This is a genomic window from Pseudomonas sp. MIS38 (assembly GCF_019891575.1).
Lineage (GTDB): Bacteria > Pseudomonadota > Gammaproteobacteria > Pseudomonadales > Pseudomonadaceae > Aquipseudomonas > Aquipseudomonas putida_A.
In genome coordinates this window covers 129,418-148,423 of the sequence record NZ_JAFLXF010000008.1, presented here as the reverse complement: position 1 = coordinate 148,423, position 19,006 = coordinate 129,418, and the positions used below count along the sequence as shown (strand labels likewise).

General features: G+C 51.6%; 15 protein-coding genes. 12 read left to right on the top strand and 3 right to left on the bottom strand.

From position 1 onward, the window contains the following. Positions 1-10: 10 nt before the first annotated feature. From J1G18_RS11900 to J1G18_RS11845, 12 genes are all read left to right on the top strand, one after another. Complete coding sequence (locus tag J1G18_RS11900) at positions 11-2,218, top strand: bifunctional prephenate dehydrogenase/3-phosphoshikimate 1-carboxyvinyltransferase (protein ID WP_027612421.1); 2,208 nt, start codon at positions 11-13, stop codon at positions 2,216-2,218. Continuing rightward, positions 2,215-2,904: a (d)CMP kinase gene (gene cmk, locus J1G18_RS11895; protein ID WP_015093983.1), complete on the top strand. Its 690-nt coding sequence runs from the start codon at positions 2,215-2,217 to the stop codon at positions 2,902-2,904. The genes J1G18_RS11900 and cmk overlap by 4 nt, the downstream gene beginning before the upstream one ends. A 119-nt stretch (positions 2,905-3,023) precedes the next feature. Beyond that, positions 3,024-4,709, top strand: a complete 1,686-nt coding sequence (rpsA, locus tag J1G18_RS11890; RefSeq protein ID WP_027612422.1) for a 30S ribosomal protein S1 — start codon at positions 3,024-3,026, stop codon at positions 4,707-4,709. A 216-nt stretch (positions 4,710-4,925) separates the two neighbouring features. Then, positions 4,926-5,204, top strand: a complete 279-nt coding sequence (locus J1G18_RS11885) for a hypothetical protein (protein ID WP_027612423.1) — start codon at positions 4,926-4,928, stop codon at positions 5,202-5,204. A 152-nt stretch (positions 5,205-5,356) separates the two neighbouring features. Continuing rightward, a complete protein-coding gene (gene ihfB, locus J1G18_RS11880) occupies positions 5,357-5,653 on the top strand; it encodes an integration host factor subunit beta (RefSeq protein WP_003189779.1) in 297 nt (98 codons plus the stop codon). A gap of 27 nt (positions 5,654-5,680) precedes the next feature. Next, positions 5,681-5,920, top strand: coding sequence for a LapA family protein (locus J1G18_RS11875; RefSeq protein WP_027612424.1), 240 nt, complete (start codon positions 5,681-5,683; stop codon positions 5,918-5,920). Between the two features lie 223 nt (positions 5,921-6,143). Further along, positions 6,144-7,220, top strand: coding sequence for a dTDP-glucose 4,6-dehydratase (rfbB, locus tag J1G18_RS11870; protein ID WP_223007738.1), 1,077 nt, complete (start codon positions 6,144-6,146; stop codon positions 7,218-7,220). Next, positions 7,217-8,110, top strand: a complete 894-nt coding sequence (rfbD, locus tag J1G18_RS11865; RefSeq protein ID WP_223007737.1) for a dTDP-4-dehydrorhamnose reductase — start codon at positions 7,217-7,219, stop codon at positions 8,108-8,110. Before rfbB ends, rfbD begins: the two co-directional genes overlap by 4 nt. After that, positions 8,107-8,997 (top strand): glucose-1-phosphate thymidylyltransferase RfbA, encoded by an 891-nt coding sequence (gene rfbA, locus J1G18_RS11860; protein WP_095668629.1) that lies wholly within the window; start codon positions 8,107-8,109, stop codon positions 8,995-8,997. Before rfbD ends, rfbA begins: the two co-directional genes overlap by 4 nt. Positions 8,998-9,054: 57 nt before the next feature. Then, positions 9,055-9,972, top strand: coding sequence for a glycosyltransferase (locus J1G18_RS11855; RefSeq protein ID WP_223007735.1), 918 nt, complete (start codon positions 9,055-9,057; stop codon positions 9,970-9,972). 2 nt (positions 9,973-9,974) lie between these two features. Then, entirely contained in the window at positions 9,975-10,937 is a 963-nt protein-coding gene (locus J1G18_RS11850) for a UDP-glucose 4-epimerase family protein (RefSeq protein WP_223007733.1), read from the top strand. Then, positions 10,934-11,947, top strand: coding sequence for an MraY family glycosyltransferase (locus J1G18_RS11845; RefSeq protein WP_223007730.1), 1,014 nt, complete (start codon positions 10,934-10,936; stop codon positions 11,945-11,947). Before J1G18_RS11850 ends, J1G18_RS11845 begins: the two co-directional genes overlap by 4 nt. A 3-nt stretch (positions 11,948-11,950) precedes the next feature. On the opposite strand, the gene J1G18_RS11840 is transcribed toward J1G18_RS11845, so the two are convergent. The 3 genes from J1G18_RS11840 to J1G18_RS11830 all read right to left on the bottom strand — a co-directional run bounded on the left by J1G18_RS11840 (position 11,951) and on the right by J1G18_RS11830 (position 19,004). Further along, complete coding sequence (locus J1G18_RS11840) at positions 11,951-13,324, bottom strand: FAD/NAD(P)-binding protein (RefSeq protein ID WP_223007729.1); 1,374 nt, start codon at positions 13,322-13,324, stop codon at positions 11,951-11,953. Then, complete coding sequence (gene cysC, locus J1G18_RS11835; RefSeq protein WP_223007728.1) at positions 13,321-13,914, bottom strand: adenylyl-sulfate kinase; 594 nt, start codon at positions 13,912-13,914, stop codon at positions 13,321-13,323. Before cysC ends, J1G18_RS11840 begins: the two co-directional genes overlap by 4 nt. 152 nt (positions 13,915-14,066) lie before the next feature. After that, positions 14,067-19,004, bottom strand: a complete 4,938-nt coding sequence (locus J1G18_RS11830; RefSeq protein ID WP_223007727.1) for a glycoside hydrolase family 99-like domain-containing protein — start codon at positions 19,002-19,004, stop codon at positions 14,067-14,069. Positions 19,005-19,006: the final 2 nt, after the last annotated feature.

The window sequence follows — 19,006 nt, the reverse complement described above, 5'->3', positions numbered from 1 at the left end:
TGCTGCACCTATGATCGGTCGCCTTGTAGTGGTCGGTCTGGGCTTGATCGGTGGTTCGTTTGCCAAAGGCTTGCGTGAAAGCGGTCTCTGCCGCGAAGTGGTCGGGGTCGATCTCGACCCGCAATCGCGCAAGCTGGCGGTCGAGTTGGGTGTGGTGGATCGTTGTGAAGATGACCTGATCGCTGCGTGTCAGGGCGCCGACGTGATTCAGCTGGCGGTGCCGATTCTGGCCATGGAGAAAGTCCTGGCTCGTCTGGCGAGTGTTGATCTGGGGCAGGCGATTCTGACCGATGTCGGCAGCGCCAAGGGCAATGTGGTGCGCGCGGCGACCGAGGCGTTTGGTGGTATGCCAGCGCGCTTCGTGCCGGGCCATCCGATTGCCGGCTCCGAGCAGAGCGGGGTGGAAGCCTCCAACTCTGAGCTGTTCCGTCGGCACAAGGTGATTCTGACGCCGCTCGAGCAGACCGACCCGGCCGCACTGGCGGTGGTTGATCGCTTGTGGCGCGAACTGGGTGCCGACGTCGAGCACATGCAGGTCGAGCGTCACGACGAAGTGTTGGCCGCGACCAGTCATCTGCCGCACCTGCTGGCCTTCGGTCTGGTCGACTCGTTGGCCAAACGCAATGAAAACCTTGAGATCTTCCGTTACGCTGCGGGCGGTTTCCGCGATTTCACAAGAATCGCCGGAAGCGACCCGGTGATGTGGCACGACATCTTCCTCGCCAACCGCGAGGCTGTCCTGCGCACACTCGATACATTTCGCAGCGACCTCGACGCCTTGCGCGACGCGGTCGATGCAGGGGATGGGCACCAATTGTTGGGCGTCTTCACGCGCGCCCGGGTTGCCCGCGAGCATTTCAGTAAAATCCTGGCCCGCAGGGCCTATGTGGACGCTATGAATTCCAACGATCTGATTTTCCTGGCTCAACCTGGTGGCCGCCTGTCCGGTCGGATTCGCGTACCAGGTGACAAATCGATTTCCCACCGCTCGATCATGCTCGGCTCGCTGGCCGAAGGCGTGACCGAGGTTGAAGGTTTCCTCGAGGGCGAAGATGCCCTGGCGACCTTGCAGGCATTTCGCGACATGGGCGTGGTCATCGAAGGCCCGCACCACGGTCGTGTGACCATTCACGGCGTCGGCCTGCACGGTCTGAAGCCTGCGCCGGGTCCGATCTATCTGGGTAACTCCGGCACCTCGATGCGTCTGTTGTCCGGCCTGCTGGCCGCGCAGAGCTTCGACAGCACCCTGACCGGCGATGCGTCGCTGTCCAAGCGTCCGATGAATCGTGTGGCCAATCCGCTGCGTGAAATGGGCGCTGTGATCGAAACCGCTGCCGAAGGTCGTCCGCCGATGACCATTCGTGGCGGGCACAAACTCAAGGGTCTGACCTACACCATGCCGATGGCCAGTGCGCAGGTGAAGTCCTGCCTGCTGCTGGCGGGTCTGTATGCCGAAGGCAAGACCACCGTGACCGAGCCGGCGCCAACCCGTGACCATACCGAGCGCATGCTGCGCGGTTTTGGCTACCCGGTAAGCGTCGATGGCGCCACCGCGTCGGTCGAGTCCGGCGGCAAGCTGACTGCGACCCATATCGAAGTGCCGGGCGACATCTCGTCGTCGGCGTTCTTCCTGGTGGCGGCCTCGATCGCCGAAGGTTCCGAGCTGGTGCTGGAGCACGTTGGCATCAACCCGACCCGTACCGGTGTGATCGACATCCTGCGCCTGATGGGCGCTGATATCACCCTGGAAAACCAGCGTGAAGTCGGCGGCGAACCTGTAGCTGACCTGCGCGTGCGAGCGGCTAAACTGAAAGGTATCGAGATTCCGGAAGCGCTGGTACCACTGGCCATCGACGAATTCCCGGTGCTGTTCGTGGCGGCGGCGTGTGCCGAAGGTCGTACCGTGTTGACCGGTGCCGAAGAGCTGCGGGTCAAGGAATCGGATCGCATTCAAGTCATGGCGGACGGCTTGCTGGCGCTGGGCGTCAAATGCCAGCCGACTCCCGACGGCATCATCATTGATGGCGGCCAGATCGGTGGCGGGGAAGTGCATGGTCACGGTGATCACCGTATCGCCATGGCTTTCAGCGTCGCTTCGCTGCGCGCCACTGCACCGATCCGCATCCATGATTGCGCCAACGTCGCGACGTCGTTCCCGAACTTCCTCGCGCTGTGCGCGCAGGTCGGCATTCGCGTGGCTCAAGAGGCTCAGTCGTGAAAAACATTGCACCGGTCATCACCATCGATGGGCCAAGCGGTTCGGGCAAGGGCACGGTCGCCGGGATCCTGGCCAAGCGTCTGGGCTGGAATCTGCTGGATTCCGGTGCGCTGTATCGCCTGCTGGCGTTCGCTGCGCACAACCATGGTGTCGACCTGACCAATGAAGAGCTGCTGAAGAAACTGGCCGCTCATCTGGATGTGCAGTTCATCGCGGCGACCGATGGTCAGTTGCAGCGCATCATTCTGGAAGGCGATGAAGTCAGCGACGTCATCCGTACTGAAAGCGTCGGCTCCGGCGCATCTCAGGTGGCCGCATTGCCGGCGGTACGCGAGGCGCTGCTGCAGCGCCAGCGTGCTTTCCAGGAAGCGCCGGGCCTGGTGGCCGACGGTCGCGACATGGGCACAGTGGTTTTTCCGGATGCGCCGCTGAAGATTTTCCTCACCGCCAGTGCCGAGGAACGGGCGCGCCGCCGATATTTGCAGTTGAAGGGCAAAGTCGAGGGTGTTAGTCTGTCGAGTCTGCTAGATGAGATCCGTGCACGCGACGAGCGTGATACCCAGCGCGCAGTAGCCCCGCTCAAGCCGGCGGCTGATGCGATACAGCTGGATTCCACGGAGTTGTCCATCGATCAGGTGCTTGAACGCATCATGAGCGAGATCGCCATTCGCGATATCGCCGGGTGACCAAGAAGGTCGCAGGGGACCAGTCATAGTCCTGCGGCGCTTCTTTTAAATGAAACTAACCCACACCGTCTGGGGTGTGGAGATGGGCGTATTCTTCGCCCTCATCTACAGGAATTAAAATGAGCGAAAGCTTTGCGGAACTCTTTGAAGAAAGCCTAAAGACCCTGAACCTTCAGGCAGGCTCCATCATCACCGGTGTTATCGTTGATATCGATTACCAGGCTCGCTGGGTAACCGTTCACGCTGGCCTGAAGTCTGAAGCACTCATCCCGCTGGAACAGTTCTACAACGATGCTGGTGACCTGACTATCAATGTCGGTGACGAAGTTCACGTTGCTCTGGATTCGGTTGAAGACGGTTTCGGTGAAACCAAGCTGTCCCGTGAAAAAGCCAAGCGCGCTGAATGCTGGATCGTTCTGGAAGCAGCCTTCGCAGCTGAGGAAGTGGTCAAGGGCGTTATCAACGGTAAGGTTAAAGGCGGCTTCACTGTCGACGTTAACGGCATCCGTGCGTTCCTGCCAGGTTCCCTGGTTGACGTCCGTCCAGTGCGCGACACCACGCACCTGGAAGGCAAAGAGCTGGAATTCAAGGTCATCAAGCTGGACCAGAAGCGCAACAACGTTGTCGTTTCCCGTCGCAGCGTCCTGGAAGCCGAGAACTCCGCCGAGCGTGAAGCTCTGCTGGAATCCCTGCAGGAAGGCCAGCAAGTCAAAGGTATCGTCAAAAACCTCACCGATTACGGCGCATTCGTCGATCTGGGTGGCGTGGACGGCCTGCTGCACATCACCGACATGGCGTGGAAGCGTATCAAGCATCCTTCCGAAATCGTCAACGTTGGTGACGAAATCGACGTCAAGGTTCTGAAATACGATCGCGAACGCAACCGTGTTTCCCTGGGCCTGAAGCAACTGGGCGAAGATCCATGGGTTGCTATCAAAGCCCGTTACCCAGAAGGCACTCGCGTTACCGCTCGTGTAACCAACCTGACCGACTACGGCTGCTTCGCTGAGCTGGAAGAAGGCGTTGAAGGTCTGGTACACGTTTCGGAAATGGACTGGACCAACAAGAACATCCACCCTTCGAAAGTCGTGCAAGTCGGCGACGAAGTGGAAGTCATGGTTCTGGACATCGACGAAGAGCGTCGTCGTATCTCCCTGGGCATCAAGCAGTGCAAGTCGAACCCATGGGAAGACTTCTCTGGCCAGTTCAACAAGGGCGACAAGATCTCCGGCACCATCAAGTCGATCACCGATTTCGGTATCTTCATTGGTCTGGACGGCGGCATCGACGGTCTGGTTCACCTGTCCGACATCTCCTGGAACGAAGTGGGCGAAGAAGCCGTACGTCGTTTCAAGAAGGGCGACGAGCTGGACACCGTCATCCTGTCGGTTGACCCAGAGCGCGAGCGCATCTCCCTGGGCATCAAGCAACTGGAAAGCGATCCGTTCTCCGAGTACGTCTCGGTTAACGACAAGGGCGCTATCGTGACCGGTACCGTGAAAGAAGTTGACGCCAAAGGCGCCATCATCGTTCTGGCCGACGACATCGAAGCAACCCTGAAAGCCTCTGAAATCAGCCGTGACCGCGTTGAAGACGCGCGCAACGTTCTGAAAGAAGGCCAGGAAGTTGAAGCCAAGATCATCAGCGTTGACCGCAAGAGCCGCGTAATCCAGCTCTCGATCAAGTCGAAAGACGATGCTGAAGAGAAAGAAGCCATCCAGAGCCTGAAAGCAGCTCCGGAAGGTGAAGCAGCTGACACCACTATGGCGGCACTGCTGCGTCAAGCAATGGCCAAACAGAACTAAGTTCTGCTTGATCATGAAAAAGGGCGACTTCGGTCGCCCTTTTTTGTGCCTGCGATTTGGTGGCGGTGCGCGCCGCGGTTTGCGTGGATCGAGGCTACGGTGAAACCAATCACTTCAACGGGTTGTCTGTTTCTTTAATCGGATCAATCGCCTATTCGCGACTAAGCTGGGTATTAGTCGTGCAGTAGTCGGGCGTTGCCTGGCATAAGGAAGTGGATGAACAGATTTATTGTCTTGATCGCGGTGTTGGTATTGGCGGGCTGCACCACAAGTGCCAAAACGCATGCCGTGCGTGGCGTCAGCGGTATCGAGATCGACTGCTCTGGTCTGGGTTCGGGGTGGGAGAAATGCCAAAAGCGCGCAGCGAAGGAGTGCAAGGGCGCGGGTTACAGGGTAATCACCCGATCTGATCAGGCCAAGGATGAAGATGAATATCCGTTTGGCTTCAATCCCGCAGGCTACGTCACTCGAACCATGCTGGTCATGTGCCGTTGAGTGTGTACTGCTTCGGCTTGTGCTTGTGTGCACTGAAAACAGGCGTTTCAGCGCCAAGGAAGATATGTCAATCCCTGGGCTGTTCAAAATCTTCCGGGCGTGCTAAAACCTTTCAAGCGCTGATCTAGCTGCTTGAAAAAGAAGGGAAAAATATGACGAAGTCGGAGTTGATCGAACGAATTGTCACCCATCAAGGGCTACTCTCATCCAAAGATGTGGAGCTGGCCATCAAGACCATGCTTGAACAAATGTCCCAATGCCTGGCCACTGGTGATCGCATCGAGATCCGTGGGTTTGGCAGCTTTTCTCTGCACTATCGTGCGCCGCGCGTCGGTCGCAATCCAAAGACTGGTCAGTCGGTTAGTCTAGACGGCAAGTTCGTTCCGCATTTCAAGCCGGGCAAGGAGTTGCGTGACCGGGTGAATGAGGAAGAGGAGGAGGGAGTTTGACAGTCGCTACTTTTCAAGGAGTTACTCATGCGTAACCTCAAGCGCATACTTCTTGGTGTTTTTATTCTGCTGCTGGTGTTGGTGATTCTGGCGTTTGTGCTTGAGAACCAGCAGTCGGTTTCGCTTTTGTTTATGGGCTTTTCGGGCCCGCAGTTGCCCGTGTCGGTTGTTGCTGTGTTGGCATTGCTGATCGGCATGATGATTGGTCCTGTATTGGGCTGGTTTCTGGGGCGTTCGTCTAGGGCAGCGCGCAAACGACTGGTCTGAAAGCGACAGGCGCACGGCATCTGTCGAATTTGCGCCTTGGTCTGTCTTTATCCATTAGTAAAACCATCATTAAGCTGTAAAATGCACCCTTGTTCGATCGTGCCTAAATGCATGTCGATTTCAGACTGACTCTGACGGATGCCAACTGATGGTGGCTTCTGCATTCATGGATTAGACCGCGCTCGCAGGCAGCGCTGTCCGCAGCTCAAGGGTATCGTTTCGCGTGAAAATTCTAGTTACCGGCGGCGCCGGCTTCATTGGCTCGGCAGTCATCCGTCACATCATCTCCAATACTTCTGATTCTGTCGTCAATGTCGATAAGCTGACTTACGCTGGCAATCTGGAGTCATTGGCAGAAGTCAGCCAGAACTCCCGTTACGCTTTCGAGCGCGTCGATATCTGCGATCGTGATCAGGTTGACCGTGTCCTGCGTGAGCACCAACCGGATGCAATCATGCACCTGGCCGCAGAGTCCCACGTCGATCGTTCGATCTCCGGCCCGTCCGAATTCATCCAGACCAACATCATCGGTACTTACACGCTGCTCGAAGCTGCCCGCCACTACTGGGCAGCGCTGGATGATGCGCGTAAAGCCAGTTTCCGCTTTCACCATATTTCGACTGACGAAGTTTACGGAGACCTCGAAGGTCCGGAAGATCTCTTCACCGAAACCACGCCTTACCAGCCAAGCTCGCCATATTCGGCCAGCAAGGCTAGCTCTGATCACCTTGTTCGCGCTTGGGCACGCACCTATGGTCTGCCGACACTGGTTACCAACTGCTCGAACAACTACGGCCCTTGCCACTTCCCTGAGAAGTTGATCCCTCTGATCATTCTCAATGCACTGGAAGGCAAGCCGTTGCCGGTTTATGGCAAAGGTAATCAGGTACGTGACTGGCTGTATGTCGAAGATCACGCTCGTGCGTTGTACAAAGTCGTCACTGAAGGTGTAATTGGTGAGACTTACAACATTGGCGGTCATAACGAAAAACAAAACATCGAAGTGGTGCACACCCTCTGTGCGCTGCTTGATGAGTTGCGTCCTGATTCGTCCCATCGTCCTCATGCCAGCCTGATTACCTATGTTCAGGATCGTCCTGGTCATGATGTGCGTTATGCAATCGATGCGAGCAAAATTCAGCGCGAATTGGGCTGGACTCCGGAAGAGACATTCGAAACCGGCATTCGCAAGACTGTTGAGTGGTATCTGAACAACACTGAGTGGGTTGAGCACGTGAAGAGCGGTAGCTACCAGCAGTGGATCGATCAGAACTATGCGGATCGTTCGAGCAAAGCATGAAGATCCTGCTTTTAGGAAAGAACGGTCAGGTGGGCTGGGAGCTGCAACGTTCCCTGGCTCCGCTTGGCGAACTCGTCGCTCTTGATCGTCACGTTGTTGATGGCCTCAGCGGTGATCTGTCGAATCTTGAATGCTTGCGTGCAACGATTCGTCAGATAAAGCCCGACGTTATTGTTAATGCTGCCGCTTATACGGCGGTCGACAAAGCTGAGTCGGAAACCGAGTTGGCGGATCTTGTAAACGGCCTTGCGAGTGGCGTGATGGCGGAAGAAGCCGCATCGATGGGCGCATGGCTGGTTCACTACTCAACGGATTATGTTTTCAGTGGGCAAGGCGTCACGCCATGGCAGGAGACAGACCCTGTCGCGCCGGTAAACCATTATGGCGCCAGCAAGCTCGCCGGTGAGCAGGCGATTATCGCGTCGGGTTGCAACCATCTGATCTTCCGCACCAGTTGGGTGTACGGCGCTCGCGGCAATAACTTCGCCAAGACCATGCTGCGTTTGGCCAAAGATCGCGAAACGTTGAGCGTGATTGCGGATCAGATCGGAGCACCTACCGGGGCGGATCTGATCGCTGATGTAACGGCGTTGGCTATTCAGCAAGTTAACAAGCGTCCAGAGTTGGCTGGCCTCTATCATTTGGCCGCTGCTGGCGAAGTGTCCTGGCATGGCTATGCCAGTCTCGTAATCGACTTCGCTAAAGCCCAAGGCGAGGAGTTGGCTGTGACAACGGTCGACCCAATCGAAACGACTGCCTACCCGACACCTGCACGTCGCCCTCTGAACTCACGCTTGAATACTCAGAAACTGCGCGACAATTTTTCTCTACACTTGCCGGATTGGCACAGTGGTGTAACCCGAATGCTTAGGGAAGTTCTGAACAAATGACCACGACAAATCGTAAAGGCATTATCCTCGCTGGTGGTTCGGGCACGCGCTTGCACCCGCTTACTCTTGGTGTCTCCAAGCAAATGTTGCCAATCTACGACAAGCCGATGATTTTCTATCCATTGTCAGTATTGATGCTTGCAGGGATGCGAGAAGTTCTCATCATTTCGACACCAGAAGATTTGCCGTGTTTCCGCAAGCTTCTGGGGGATGGCAGCCTTTACGGCGTGAAGCTGAGCTACGCAGAGCAGCCAAGCCCTGATGGATTGGCGCAGGCTTTCATTATCGGTGAAGAGTTCATTGGTAATGATCCTTGCTGCCTCATCTTGGGTGACAACATTTTTTATGGTCATCATTTTTCGGAAAATCTGCGCTCTGCAAACTCGCAGGAGGTTGGTGCAACCGTTTTTGGTTATCACGTCTCCGATCCAGAACGATTCGGGGTTGTCGAGTTCGACGAAACTGGGCGGGCCTTAAGTATTGAAGAAAAACCGCTCAAGCCGAAATCCAACTACGCTGTGACCGGTCTCTACTTCTATGATAATCAAGTAGTTGAAATTGCCAAGAACATCAAGCCATCTGAGCGAGGTGAGCTTGAAATCACTGATATCAACCGCGCCTATCTCGAACAAAAGTCTTTGAATGTAGAAATGCTCGGTCGAGGATTTGCTTGGCTGGACACGGGGACTCACGATTCGCTACTGGAGGCCAGTCACTTTGTCCATACAATTGAGCAGCGTCAGGGATTGAAGGTGGCTTGTCTAGAAGAAATCGCTTATCACAATGGCTGGATCACGGCCGAACAGGTAGCTGCGCAGGCTGAGGCGCTGAAGAAAACTGGTTATGGTCAATATCTGCAAAAGCTTTTGGACTCTCCCTCTCACTGATTTCAGTGATCAACTCGCTCGGGCGATAGCGTTTTAACCGGTGGTAGCAGGAACGGCATGCCAGTAAAACATCCCAAGATCGCAGTTTTACTGGCTGCCTACAACGGCATGCAGTGGATCGAAGAGCAGATTTCATCGATCCTGGCCCAAACAGGCGTAGACATCAGCTTATTCATCAGTGTCGATCCCTCAAGTGATGGTACGCGAGCTTGGTGCGAAACTTATGCAGCCGGGCATCCGCAAGTCGTCTTGCTTCCTGAGGCAGGCACCTTTGGTGGTGCTTCGCGTAACTTCTTCAGGCTTATCCGAGATGTCGATCTTGATTCATATGACTTCATCGCATTCGCCGATCAGGATGATATCTGGTTTTTAGATAAGCTAAGCCGCGCTGCGGCCTCTATTCAAGGCCGTCAGGTTGACGCTTACTCCAGCAATGTCACTGCCTTTTGGCCCGATGGTAAGCATTCCATATTGAATAAGGCCCAGAATCAGGTCACCTGGGACTATCTTTTTGAGGCGGCAGGCCCTGGGTGCACCTATGTGCTCAGTAATGGACTCGCCAGAGCTCTCAAAGAATCGATGCTTCATAATTGGCAATCTCTTCAGGACGTCAGTTTGCATGATTGGTATTGCTATGCTTTTGCTCGACGTAATGGATATCGTTGGTATATTGATCCCGAACCCTCAATGAACTACAGACAGCACGCGAGTAATCAGGTGGGGGCTAATAAGGGATTAATGCCACTGATCGCTCGATATAAAACCATTCATGATGGCTGGTGGTTTCAGCAAGTCCAACTGATCTGCAGGTTGCTAAAGTTGGAGCGCACAGCGTTTGTTAGTAGTTGGCTTGATCTACGGCCTAATCAATTAATGAGGTTGTCTTTAAGTTCCTGGAAGTGCCGTAGAAGGATGCGAGATAAAGTTCTGTTCTTTTGTCTTTGTTGGGTTGCGGCGGTAATGGGAGTGAAGTGAAAATGGCTGCGCCGAAAGTGCTGGTAACCGGTGCGAATGGTTTTGTCGGAGAGGCGGCGGTATTTAAATTATTGGTATCGCGGGACTTTCAGCCGATCGCAGCGGTACGTGGAGTGTCACGCCTTCAAGGTTTATGCCCTGTTGTAAAGTTTGACCTGGCTAAACCTGACCTACAGCCAAATCTTGGCGATATAGATGTTGTTATACACGCTGCCGCGCGAGTTCATATTATGAATGACGATGCTGCACAGACAGTAGAGCAGTTTCGTAAAGTCAATGTCGAGGGTACGCTTCGCCTGGCCCGAAATGCGGCTGCTTCCGGAGTGAGGCGTTTCATATTTATTAGCTCGATCAAAGTTAACGGTGAGTGGACTGCTCCCGGGAAACCCTTTTCCGCTGATGACCTTCCGAACCCTTTGGATCCTTATGGGATTTCAAAATGTGAGGCAGAAAAAGCGTTGAAAGAGCTAAGCCATGAAACCGGGATGGATGTGGTGATTATCCGTCCTCCACTGGTTTATGGCCCTGGCGTAAAGGCAAACTTCAAAAATATGCTGAAGTGGCTCGCTAAAGGCGTTCCATTACCATTGGGTGCTGTTAACAATAAGCGCAGCCTAGTTGCAGTTGATAATCTCGTCAGTTTGATTATTACTTGTATCGATCATCCTGGAGCTCGTAATCAAATTTTTCTTGCTGGCGACGGTGTAGATCTATCCACCTCAGAGTTGTTGAGGCGCCTTTCTCAATCGATTGATAAACCGTCTCGATTGATACCGGTACCTCAACGTATCCTCCAGTGCGCCGCAAGGATTGCAGGCAAGAAAGGGATCGCGGACAGATTGCTTGGATCGCTTCAGATTGATATCAAAAAGAATAAGGAATTGCTGGATTGGGTACCCCCAGCCGATGTTGATGAAGCGCTTCGCCGAACAGTTGAGTATTATCAGGAAAATGAAATTAAATGATTGTTTTGTGGTTAATACCGATTTGCTTTGTTATTTCTTGGGCTCTGACGTGCCTGCTTCGCCGGTATGCATTAGCTAAAAGTTTGATAGACGTTCCGAATGAGCGAAGCTCGCATTCCATACCCACTCCTCGAGGTGGTGGAGTAGCAATCGTAGCTACCTTTCTGCTGGGGCTTCCTGTTTTGCACGTACTGGGGCTGTTGAGCCAGGAGGTGCTCTATGCGTTCTTGGGTTCCGGGCTGATTGTTGCGACGCTTGGCTTTGCCGATGATCATGCTCATATTGCTGCTAAATGGCGATTAGCAGGGCATTTTATTGCCTCTTCATGGGCATTGTTCTGGTTAAGTGGGCTTCCCACTCTACAGTTATTTGGCATAACTGTTTATCCAGGTATTTTAAGCACTTTGATTGCGCTGTGTTATTTGGTCTGGATGCTCAATCTGTTCAATTTTATGGACGGCATCGACGGGCTGGCGAGCATGGAAGCAATTAGTGCTTGCTTGGGAATGTGCCTGATCTACTGGCTTACAGGAAAGTCAGAGCTCATATGGGGGCCGCTGCTTCTCGCTGGATCAACCGCGGGATTTTTTTGGTGGAACTTTCCACCTGCACGAATCTTTATGGGGGATGCGGGTAGCGGGTTTCTGGGATTAATTCTCGCTGGCATGAGCGTGCACGCGGCCAATGTCTCTCCTGAATATTTCTGGAGTTGGATTATTCTCCTGGCTGTATTTATTACAGACTCAACCTGGACGCTCATGCGACGCTTGCTGCGCGGTGAAAAAATCCATCAAGCGCATCGTTCTCATGCCTATCAGCATACCGCAATGAAGCTTCGCAGCCATAAGCGCACGACAGGCCTTGTAATGGCCATTAATGTTCTTTGGTTAGCGCCGTTGGCAATTGCGGTTGCAAGAGGTCTGGAGCCGCTTTTAGGCCTGCTCTTGGCCTATACGCCTCTATGTTTTCTGGCATTTAGGCTAAGGGCGGGACTTAATACCGCAGCATGAATGCTAGCTATTTAATTTTGCTGCGAGGCGAGCCGCAAGATCGGAGGCATATTTTCTTAGCTCCGGAACGGCAGTTGCCTCCCAGTATTTTGCCTTCAACATTGGGCCAATATAGCTCAATGTAGCACTGCCTTTTTGCAAGGCGTTTGTGAGTGTGAGATCGTCATTAACGAGCAAGCCAAGTTTTAGATCGTCCAGTAATGCCGTTTTAGAATCTATCAATTGAGTGATTAATGGTTCTTTGACCAACTCAAGATTCGTATTCGGCCCAGTACAATTGATGATCTTGCTGACCTCAATCGAAAAAATAGATTCTGAGTTACGCCGTTTGATATTGACTAAAAGTCGATCTTCAATAATTGAAACGTCTCGAATTCGTCCTGCAAAGCTCTTCACTTGCTGAGTGGCACAGTAAGCATTGAAGATGTCATGGGAGTCAGGAGCAACCCGATGGCGATGAACATCCCAGTAAGGTTGTAAATGTCTTAAAAAACGTCTGCGCTCGCAAGTGTTCAAGCGTAACCAAAGCTTATTGGTGATCGGGCGTATTGCCGCAATTATGTCTCTCCAATCACCATTGGTCAGTTTGATAGCTTTTCGGAGTATGCGTGAGTAGTTTAATACTGACGGATGGCATTGAAGTAATTCTTCAAGCAGCAGACTGTCTACGGGCGTTTGAATGTTTTTTCTACGGTGCGGTAAAGGCAGCAACCCTCTTCTGGATATCATGTAGATCGGACCACGATGCCCTTGTTGGGTCAGTTTGGTAACAGTGTCGAGCGCTGTCAATCCAGAGCCCACCAGCAGAACCGCTTCATCCGCTTCGAGTGCATATTGATCTTCCTGAGCTTTCCAGGGATCGTGCATATACCAAGCAGAACCTAGAAATTTTCGTAATTGATGGGGGGCGGCAGGGGAAAAGTTGCCGAGCGCCAGAACAACGTGATCTGCATGTAGAGAAATACCATCCTCAAGCGAAACTTCTAAATGGTCAGTACCATGCTGAATACTACGGACTTCAGTGTTCAGTTGTTCGAATGTTATTTTGCCGCGATTTTTATTATCTGCCTGCTCCAGAAGGGCGCTGAGATACTGTCCGTACAGTTGGCGCGGAACAAATGAAGCGCCTGTAACGTCAAGGTTTCGATCCTTGCAGAAGCTGAGGAAATGGTCTGGCTGCTCTGGATATGCGCTCATGTTCCCAGCAGGGACATTCAGCAGATGCGAAGCGCTATTAGTGCCATAGGCCAAGCCGCGTCCCATTAGGCCCGATCGATTTATCAAAACTATGCGTACGTCATCGATATCTTGATTGAGAAGCTGGGCAGCGAGGACCGTACCGCTGAAGCCTGCGCCAATAATGATAACGGTCTTCATTGGCTTGCTCGCTGCTCCAGGTAATCCAGAATGATCCGCACTGACTGTTCTACATCATTTTTGAAGGTGTCAATATGAACCTCGGGTGAAAGCGGTTGTTCATAGATTGAGTCAATACCTGTGAAGTTTTTTATAAAACCAGCGCGGGCTTTTTTATACAGTCCTTTGGGGTCCCGCTTTTCGCACTCAAGCAAAGGCGCGTCGATAAAGACTTCAATGAAAGATTCAGCGCCAATGATATCCCTGGCTATCTTCCTGTCCTGACGAAAGGGCGATATGAAGGAGGCAATGGTAATCAAGCCTGAGTCGAGGAACAGTTTCGACACCTCCGCGATACGACGTATATTCTCCTCGCGATCTTTGTCACTGAAGCCCAGGTCGCGACACAGACCGAGGCGTACATTATCGCCATCGAGCAGGAATGTGTGTCGACCCTTTGTGAGAAGAGCCTGTTCAAGCCCATTTGCGATCGTCGACTTTCCAGCACCGCTTAGGCCTGTGAACCAAATGACAAGAGGGGTTTGCGCCTTGGATGCCGCTCTAGCTGTTGGAGTGACGACAGTGGGATGAAATACGAGGTCAGGTTTCATCTTTTCCTCATTGCAAAAACGAAAATATAGACAAGAGCATATCAGTATGCAGAAAGTCTATAAAGCCGCTATGTTAAAGAAAAATCTCTATGCCGGACAATCGTTAGGTTTGGATTCTTTCGATTGTCCAGTATAGGGGGATTTCTTTACCGTTATATAGCCTGGCTGACGCGTGTGCGTAACTCTTTGATACGTTTTTCCGAGAGCAGGTAAGGCTCACTGCTCAACAGTGAAGCTCGTTGGTCTTTGTCGTTGATGGCAAGGGTGTTACTGTCCTCGCTGTCTATACGATGTATGTAATCGCCTACGAAAAAATCTGTTTCAAGTGACTTCCAATCTGTTTCATTTTTGGTGAATAGTTGTAATGTCATGTAGTAATCTTCCATGTATTTCATGTCGGCGAAATACTCGATCGCTTCCGTGTTGCACTTGCTGATGTCAAGCATAAAACTGTGTATTGGTGCGTGATTCACATTCAAGAAGTCTTCGAATGTATGACCATATGTATAAGTTCTATCTCGAGCAGTGATCAAGCCACTGTCCGAATGAACAAGTGTCGAGTAGACGCGACCGAATGTTGCATTTTTCCCCGTTGCAGCCAAGCGAGCGGCCATTTTACTGTAGGCATCGGGGAAAACGACGTCATCATAGTCAAGGAATGTGACATATCCGTTTTTAACGGATTTTAGTGCCTCGTTCAGCATAAGAGAGCGCAGGTCTGGAGCTTCCGCAGTCGAGTAGTAGCACTGAAACTCTGGAAAGGCTCTGACGGGCCAAGGAAGCTGAGATATTTCCTGCTTAAGGGTCTCGACTTCTTCAGGTGTCATATCCTGGATGGCCAAGATAGGATGTACCTGACAATTATGCTGGGCTATAAGCGAAAGCAAGCAGTTCTTGAGCAACTTTCTGCTCCCCTGCTTATGAAAGCGAATGATGGTTGAAACCCGTGCAGGAGCATCTGATATGAGTTGGTCTGATGCAAGCAGCGTGAAGCAAGGGGCGTTACCACACTCTTTGTAGCCGGCATTACGTAATCCGGACTTCAAGATAATGCCAGAGCGCTGGCTGAAACTTACTTCGCCATTATTCTGTTTTGCGCTGGAAGCAAAGCTTTCCTGGTTTCTGATACTGGCGCAAATATTGTATCCAACATGTCGGGTAGACATCTTGAGCAGATTTTCAATGGTGAAGGAGGGAAACAGGTATACGTTGTTGAATTCCAGATTAAGGCCGCTGTCGACATGGCTAGTCTTTTCAACGATGACACCGTTTTCCTCAAGGTAGTCGAGCAGGTGTTCGTCTGAGACCGTCACCGTACAGCTGGAGAATACGCTCGAGTTTTTGATGCATTGATAAAAAGCGCTGCGTAGTTCCCGGTTTTCGGAAAGGCGTTTCTGCGTATATTCACTGACGGAAATATTAACGACCGTTGTTTTGTCCATCGGCAGATATTCAATGTCGTCAAATTTATAACCACTCAGAGCACGCCCTACGGAGTTTAGGTAGCCATAGCCGAAGCGAGTGTCAGGCTCGAGGTGAGCACCTTCTGCCCACTCATTCCACGCGTTGATTACTACAAATCGGCGATCTTCGGGAAGATTTTGTTCCGAATAATCGATTAAATGTTCCAGCCAATTCTGGAATTTTGACGTCGTAAAGCCATCGAGCGCGTAGGCTTCTGTTCCGTAACGCGCGGTGTTGTCCCAAGTTGGTACCAAGGAGCGGAAGAGCGTGTAGTCGTTGGATAGCTCTTTTTCGATGTAATGATCTGCGACTGCGCTGTAATCCAGGATGCTTCCGTTGATTGGCCAATATGGCTGCTTCTGGTTATTTATATCGGGTACGGCTCCGCCGGTCCAATCTTGAAGGACTCGCTCGACAGCTGCATCCATCCCATAATCCTGAGGGGCTGTAGCGCCACGTGTCAGCGTTGCGACGACATAAGGTGCCTTGATGCCATTGTCTTCGCATTCTGCGGCCCAGATGTCGATGTACTCTTGTACAAACTCCATGGAGGAGGGGCGATAAACAAAGAGAAGTGGGCGACCATCAACTTTGATGTATCGATGATCCTTGAAGAAAGGGATCAGATATCTAATGAAACCCAGTGCGTCTTCCTTGGAGTAAACCTGTCCGAGCAATATTTCCTGCTCATTACCATCCCAGCGACGAGTCCAGTTTTCGTTCGCCCAGCAGAAGCTGAATGGCATATTGATTTCAGGATGCTCGAGAAGCATTTGTGCCGGCTTTTCGAGAATAAGTTTTCCCGAAAACCAATAGTGATAGAAGATCATCCCGTGGACGCCGGCTTTTTCCATCTGCGCAGCCTGAATGGCCATGTGATGATGGGTTTCCAGGCTGTAGTAACCAATATCGGGATGCGGGACATGCTGTTGATAATGGCCGTGGAACAGCGGGTTGGCTGCACGAACCTTGTGCCATTCTGTGAAGCCCTTACCATGCCATTCATCGTTTTCCGGGTTAGGGCTGAATTGAGGCAGGTAATACGCGAGCACTTTTATGGTGTCGTGTGCAATCGAACTTGCGTAATCTTTTTGCTCCTCGTAATACGCCAGAGGCACGGACGACAGAGAACGAGCCTCAATTCGATAATTCCGACCGGGTGTTTTGGTGGAGAAAATCAACAACAGCCGCTCAAGAGCGTGGGCCAGTGTTGCATCTGGCAAAATTGGCTCAGCTGGAAAATCCTCATACTTCAGTGGAAGAAGGAGGTAGTCTCGAATGCTCTCGGTCGTCGCCCAGAACATAGTGCCCTGTGGAAACTCGACAGACGGGAAGTTCGCAATGTCGAAGTCCGTATAACGCTCGAGGACTTCCTTGGCAATTTCTTTATTGTCGCTCCATCCGTCGTCACCAGGTACCACTTGGTTGCCAGCGGCATAGACAACTTTTGCGTCATCCTCAAGCAGTTTAAAGATCTGTGCGACCTGTTTCGATTCTCCGCACAGGGTCATCATCAGAGCGTCGAACCACTCGTTCAGATCCTCGCGATGAGGACTTTTCTTTGTATGAAAATGACCAATATAGTCGTATTCGGAAAGTTTCCTTCCGAATAGGCAAATCAGCGGCGCGATGTCTCTACCACGATTTTGGCTGTGCTCGACAAATATCTGTCCTGAGTGGGTCAGATGTTCGCTAAAAAATTTTGTTATGCGTTCGATGTCTGCTTTGGGCTGAACGGATACAAATAGATCGAACTCTAGCGGGATATTGTTCAGGTATTCAACGCAACGCTCGCCCATGTCTTCGTAAAAAAAGTGCAGATGTACCGCAATTTTTTTTGCTGCCATTGAGGGCATGTCGTGGAGATAGGGATTAAGGTTGAACGGTACAACTTTATATAAGCCGTACTCCAGCATCGAAGCACTGTTAAGCGCTTGTACGGCGGCTTGGGGGTGGCGAAGCTCTCGCTGTACTCGGCTCTTTGCGAGCGCGATCGCCTGATGCACTCCTGAGCGTTTAGCTTCGGCGAGAAAACGTCTGATCAATACTGGATCATTGATCAGTAACTTCACCAAGGTTATATATTTGTTCGAAGCGGATTTGGCTTGCTTGAACTGATATCTGTGCCCCGTTACGTCGAAAATCGACCGACCTTCTTTATGCCCATGGCGAACATAGTGTACGAGAGGGTTTATACCTGTCCGTTGAACATCCTCATAGGCTTCGAGGTAATACGTGGTGGAGAAGTGCTCGGAAGGGGCTCTTCCTTCCTGCCAACCATGGTCGAGATAGTGATCTAGAGCATTTAGTTTGGCGTTCTTTACATCTTTATATGTATTTAGGTAAAACTGCTCATCCAGCAACCCCATTGCAAGAATTTTGGATTTTATTTTTTTTTCGTTGACCGTCTTGAACGCAAGAATACGCTTCGCTACCAAGCGGGCAAGCGCTTTCAGCAGAAACCTGCCAGAAGAGTAACGGCTTGTCGTTTTCAGCAACTCGTTAATTTGAATGGCATGATTGTCGAGAAGCTCGCTCAGAACTTTTTTGTGCTTCAACTCAGCAGCAACCTGCTCTTCTAGTTCCGTAATCTTTGATTTCTGTTCTGCGCTGCTATTCTTTAAATTTTCAACTTGGAATTCCAGGTTGCTAATCGTCTTGTGGGCGTCTGAGTAGTCTTTCTTCTGCTGCTCGATTTGCAAGTCCTTCTCCCATCCCGCTGTTAGGAGTTCTGTCGCGCGCTGATCCAGTATTCGCATCAATTTATAGGCCGGAAAATCATCGAATATATCAATAAATAACGCGTCAACGTGGTTTTTGGCTTCAGCGTCGTCAGCGATCTGGTCGCTCGCCATTGAGGAAATTAGTTTGCTAAGTCTGGTTATACTTGCGGGAGCTGCGTCATCGACTTTCAGCTCTTCAAGCTCGACAGAGTGATGACGCAGACTTTTTTCCAGGAAGTGTTCGTTGAATTCATTCAGTGCAGCATTGTCTGTATCGAAATTAAGATTTAATGCATCGGCAATGCGTTTGATTTGGTCATTAGGTTTCTTGAGTATCAAGTCGTAGTCGACAATCACCCGTAAAGAGTTCTCGCTATATTTCAAGCTAAGAAGCATATGCTCCTGCCACAGGAAGTAACCTTTCTCAAGTTCAAAACCGTCTCGAGCTGCAAGGGAGCGGGCTGCACTTCCTGGGTTCCGATAAGCGATGATGTAGGCGGTATCCAGTGCAAGATCTTCAAAGATCTCAATCCAGAAAGGCATTGTACGCGCCATGCGCGGGTCTTTAACTCCGAAGCAGTCGGTGTTTTGGAACTTGCTTCTTACTATCTCTTTCGCTCGCGCCTTGAATTTATCAAGCTCCGGATGCAGCCACTCGTTGGGGTTGACGGGAGTGAGGGAGTGCCAATCGTGGCCAAGTGCCTGGAGCAGTTCGATATTCAGTTGATTGAAGTCGATATCTTCCCAGAAGCCCTTGTCATTATTTCCGTCGGAAGGAGGCATCAAGTGATCGCCAAGATCGACTCCTAGCGTACTGAGTGCTCGGGTTATTACGCTGGTGCCACAGCGATGCATGCCCAGGACTACAATGATTCTTTTTGAGGATAGCTGTTTGTCTGTCATTT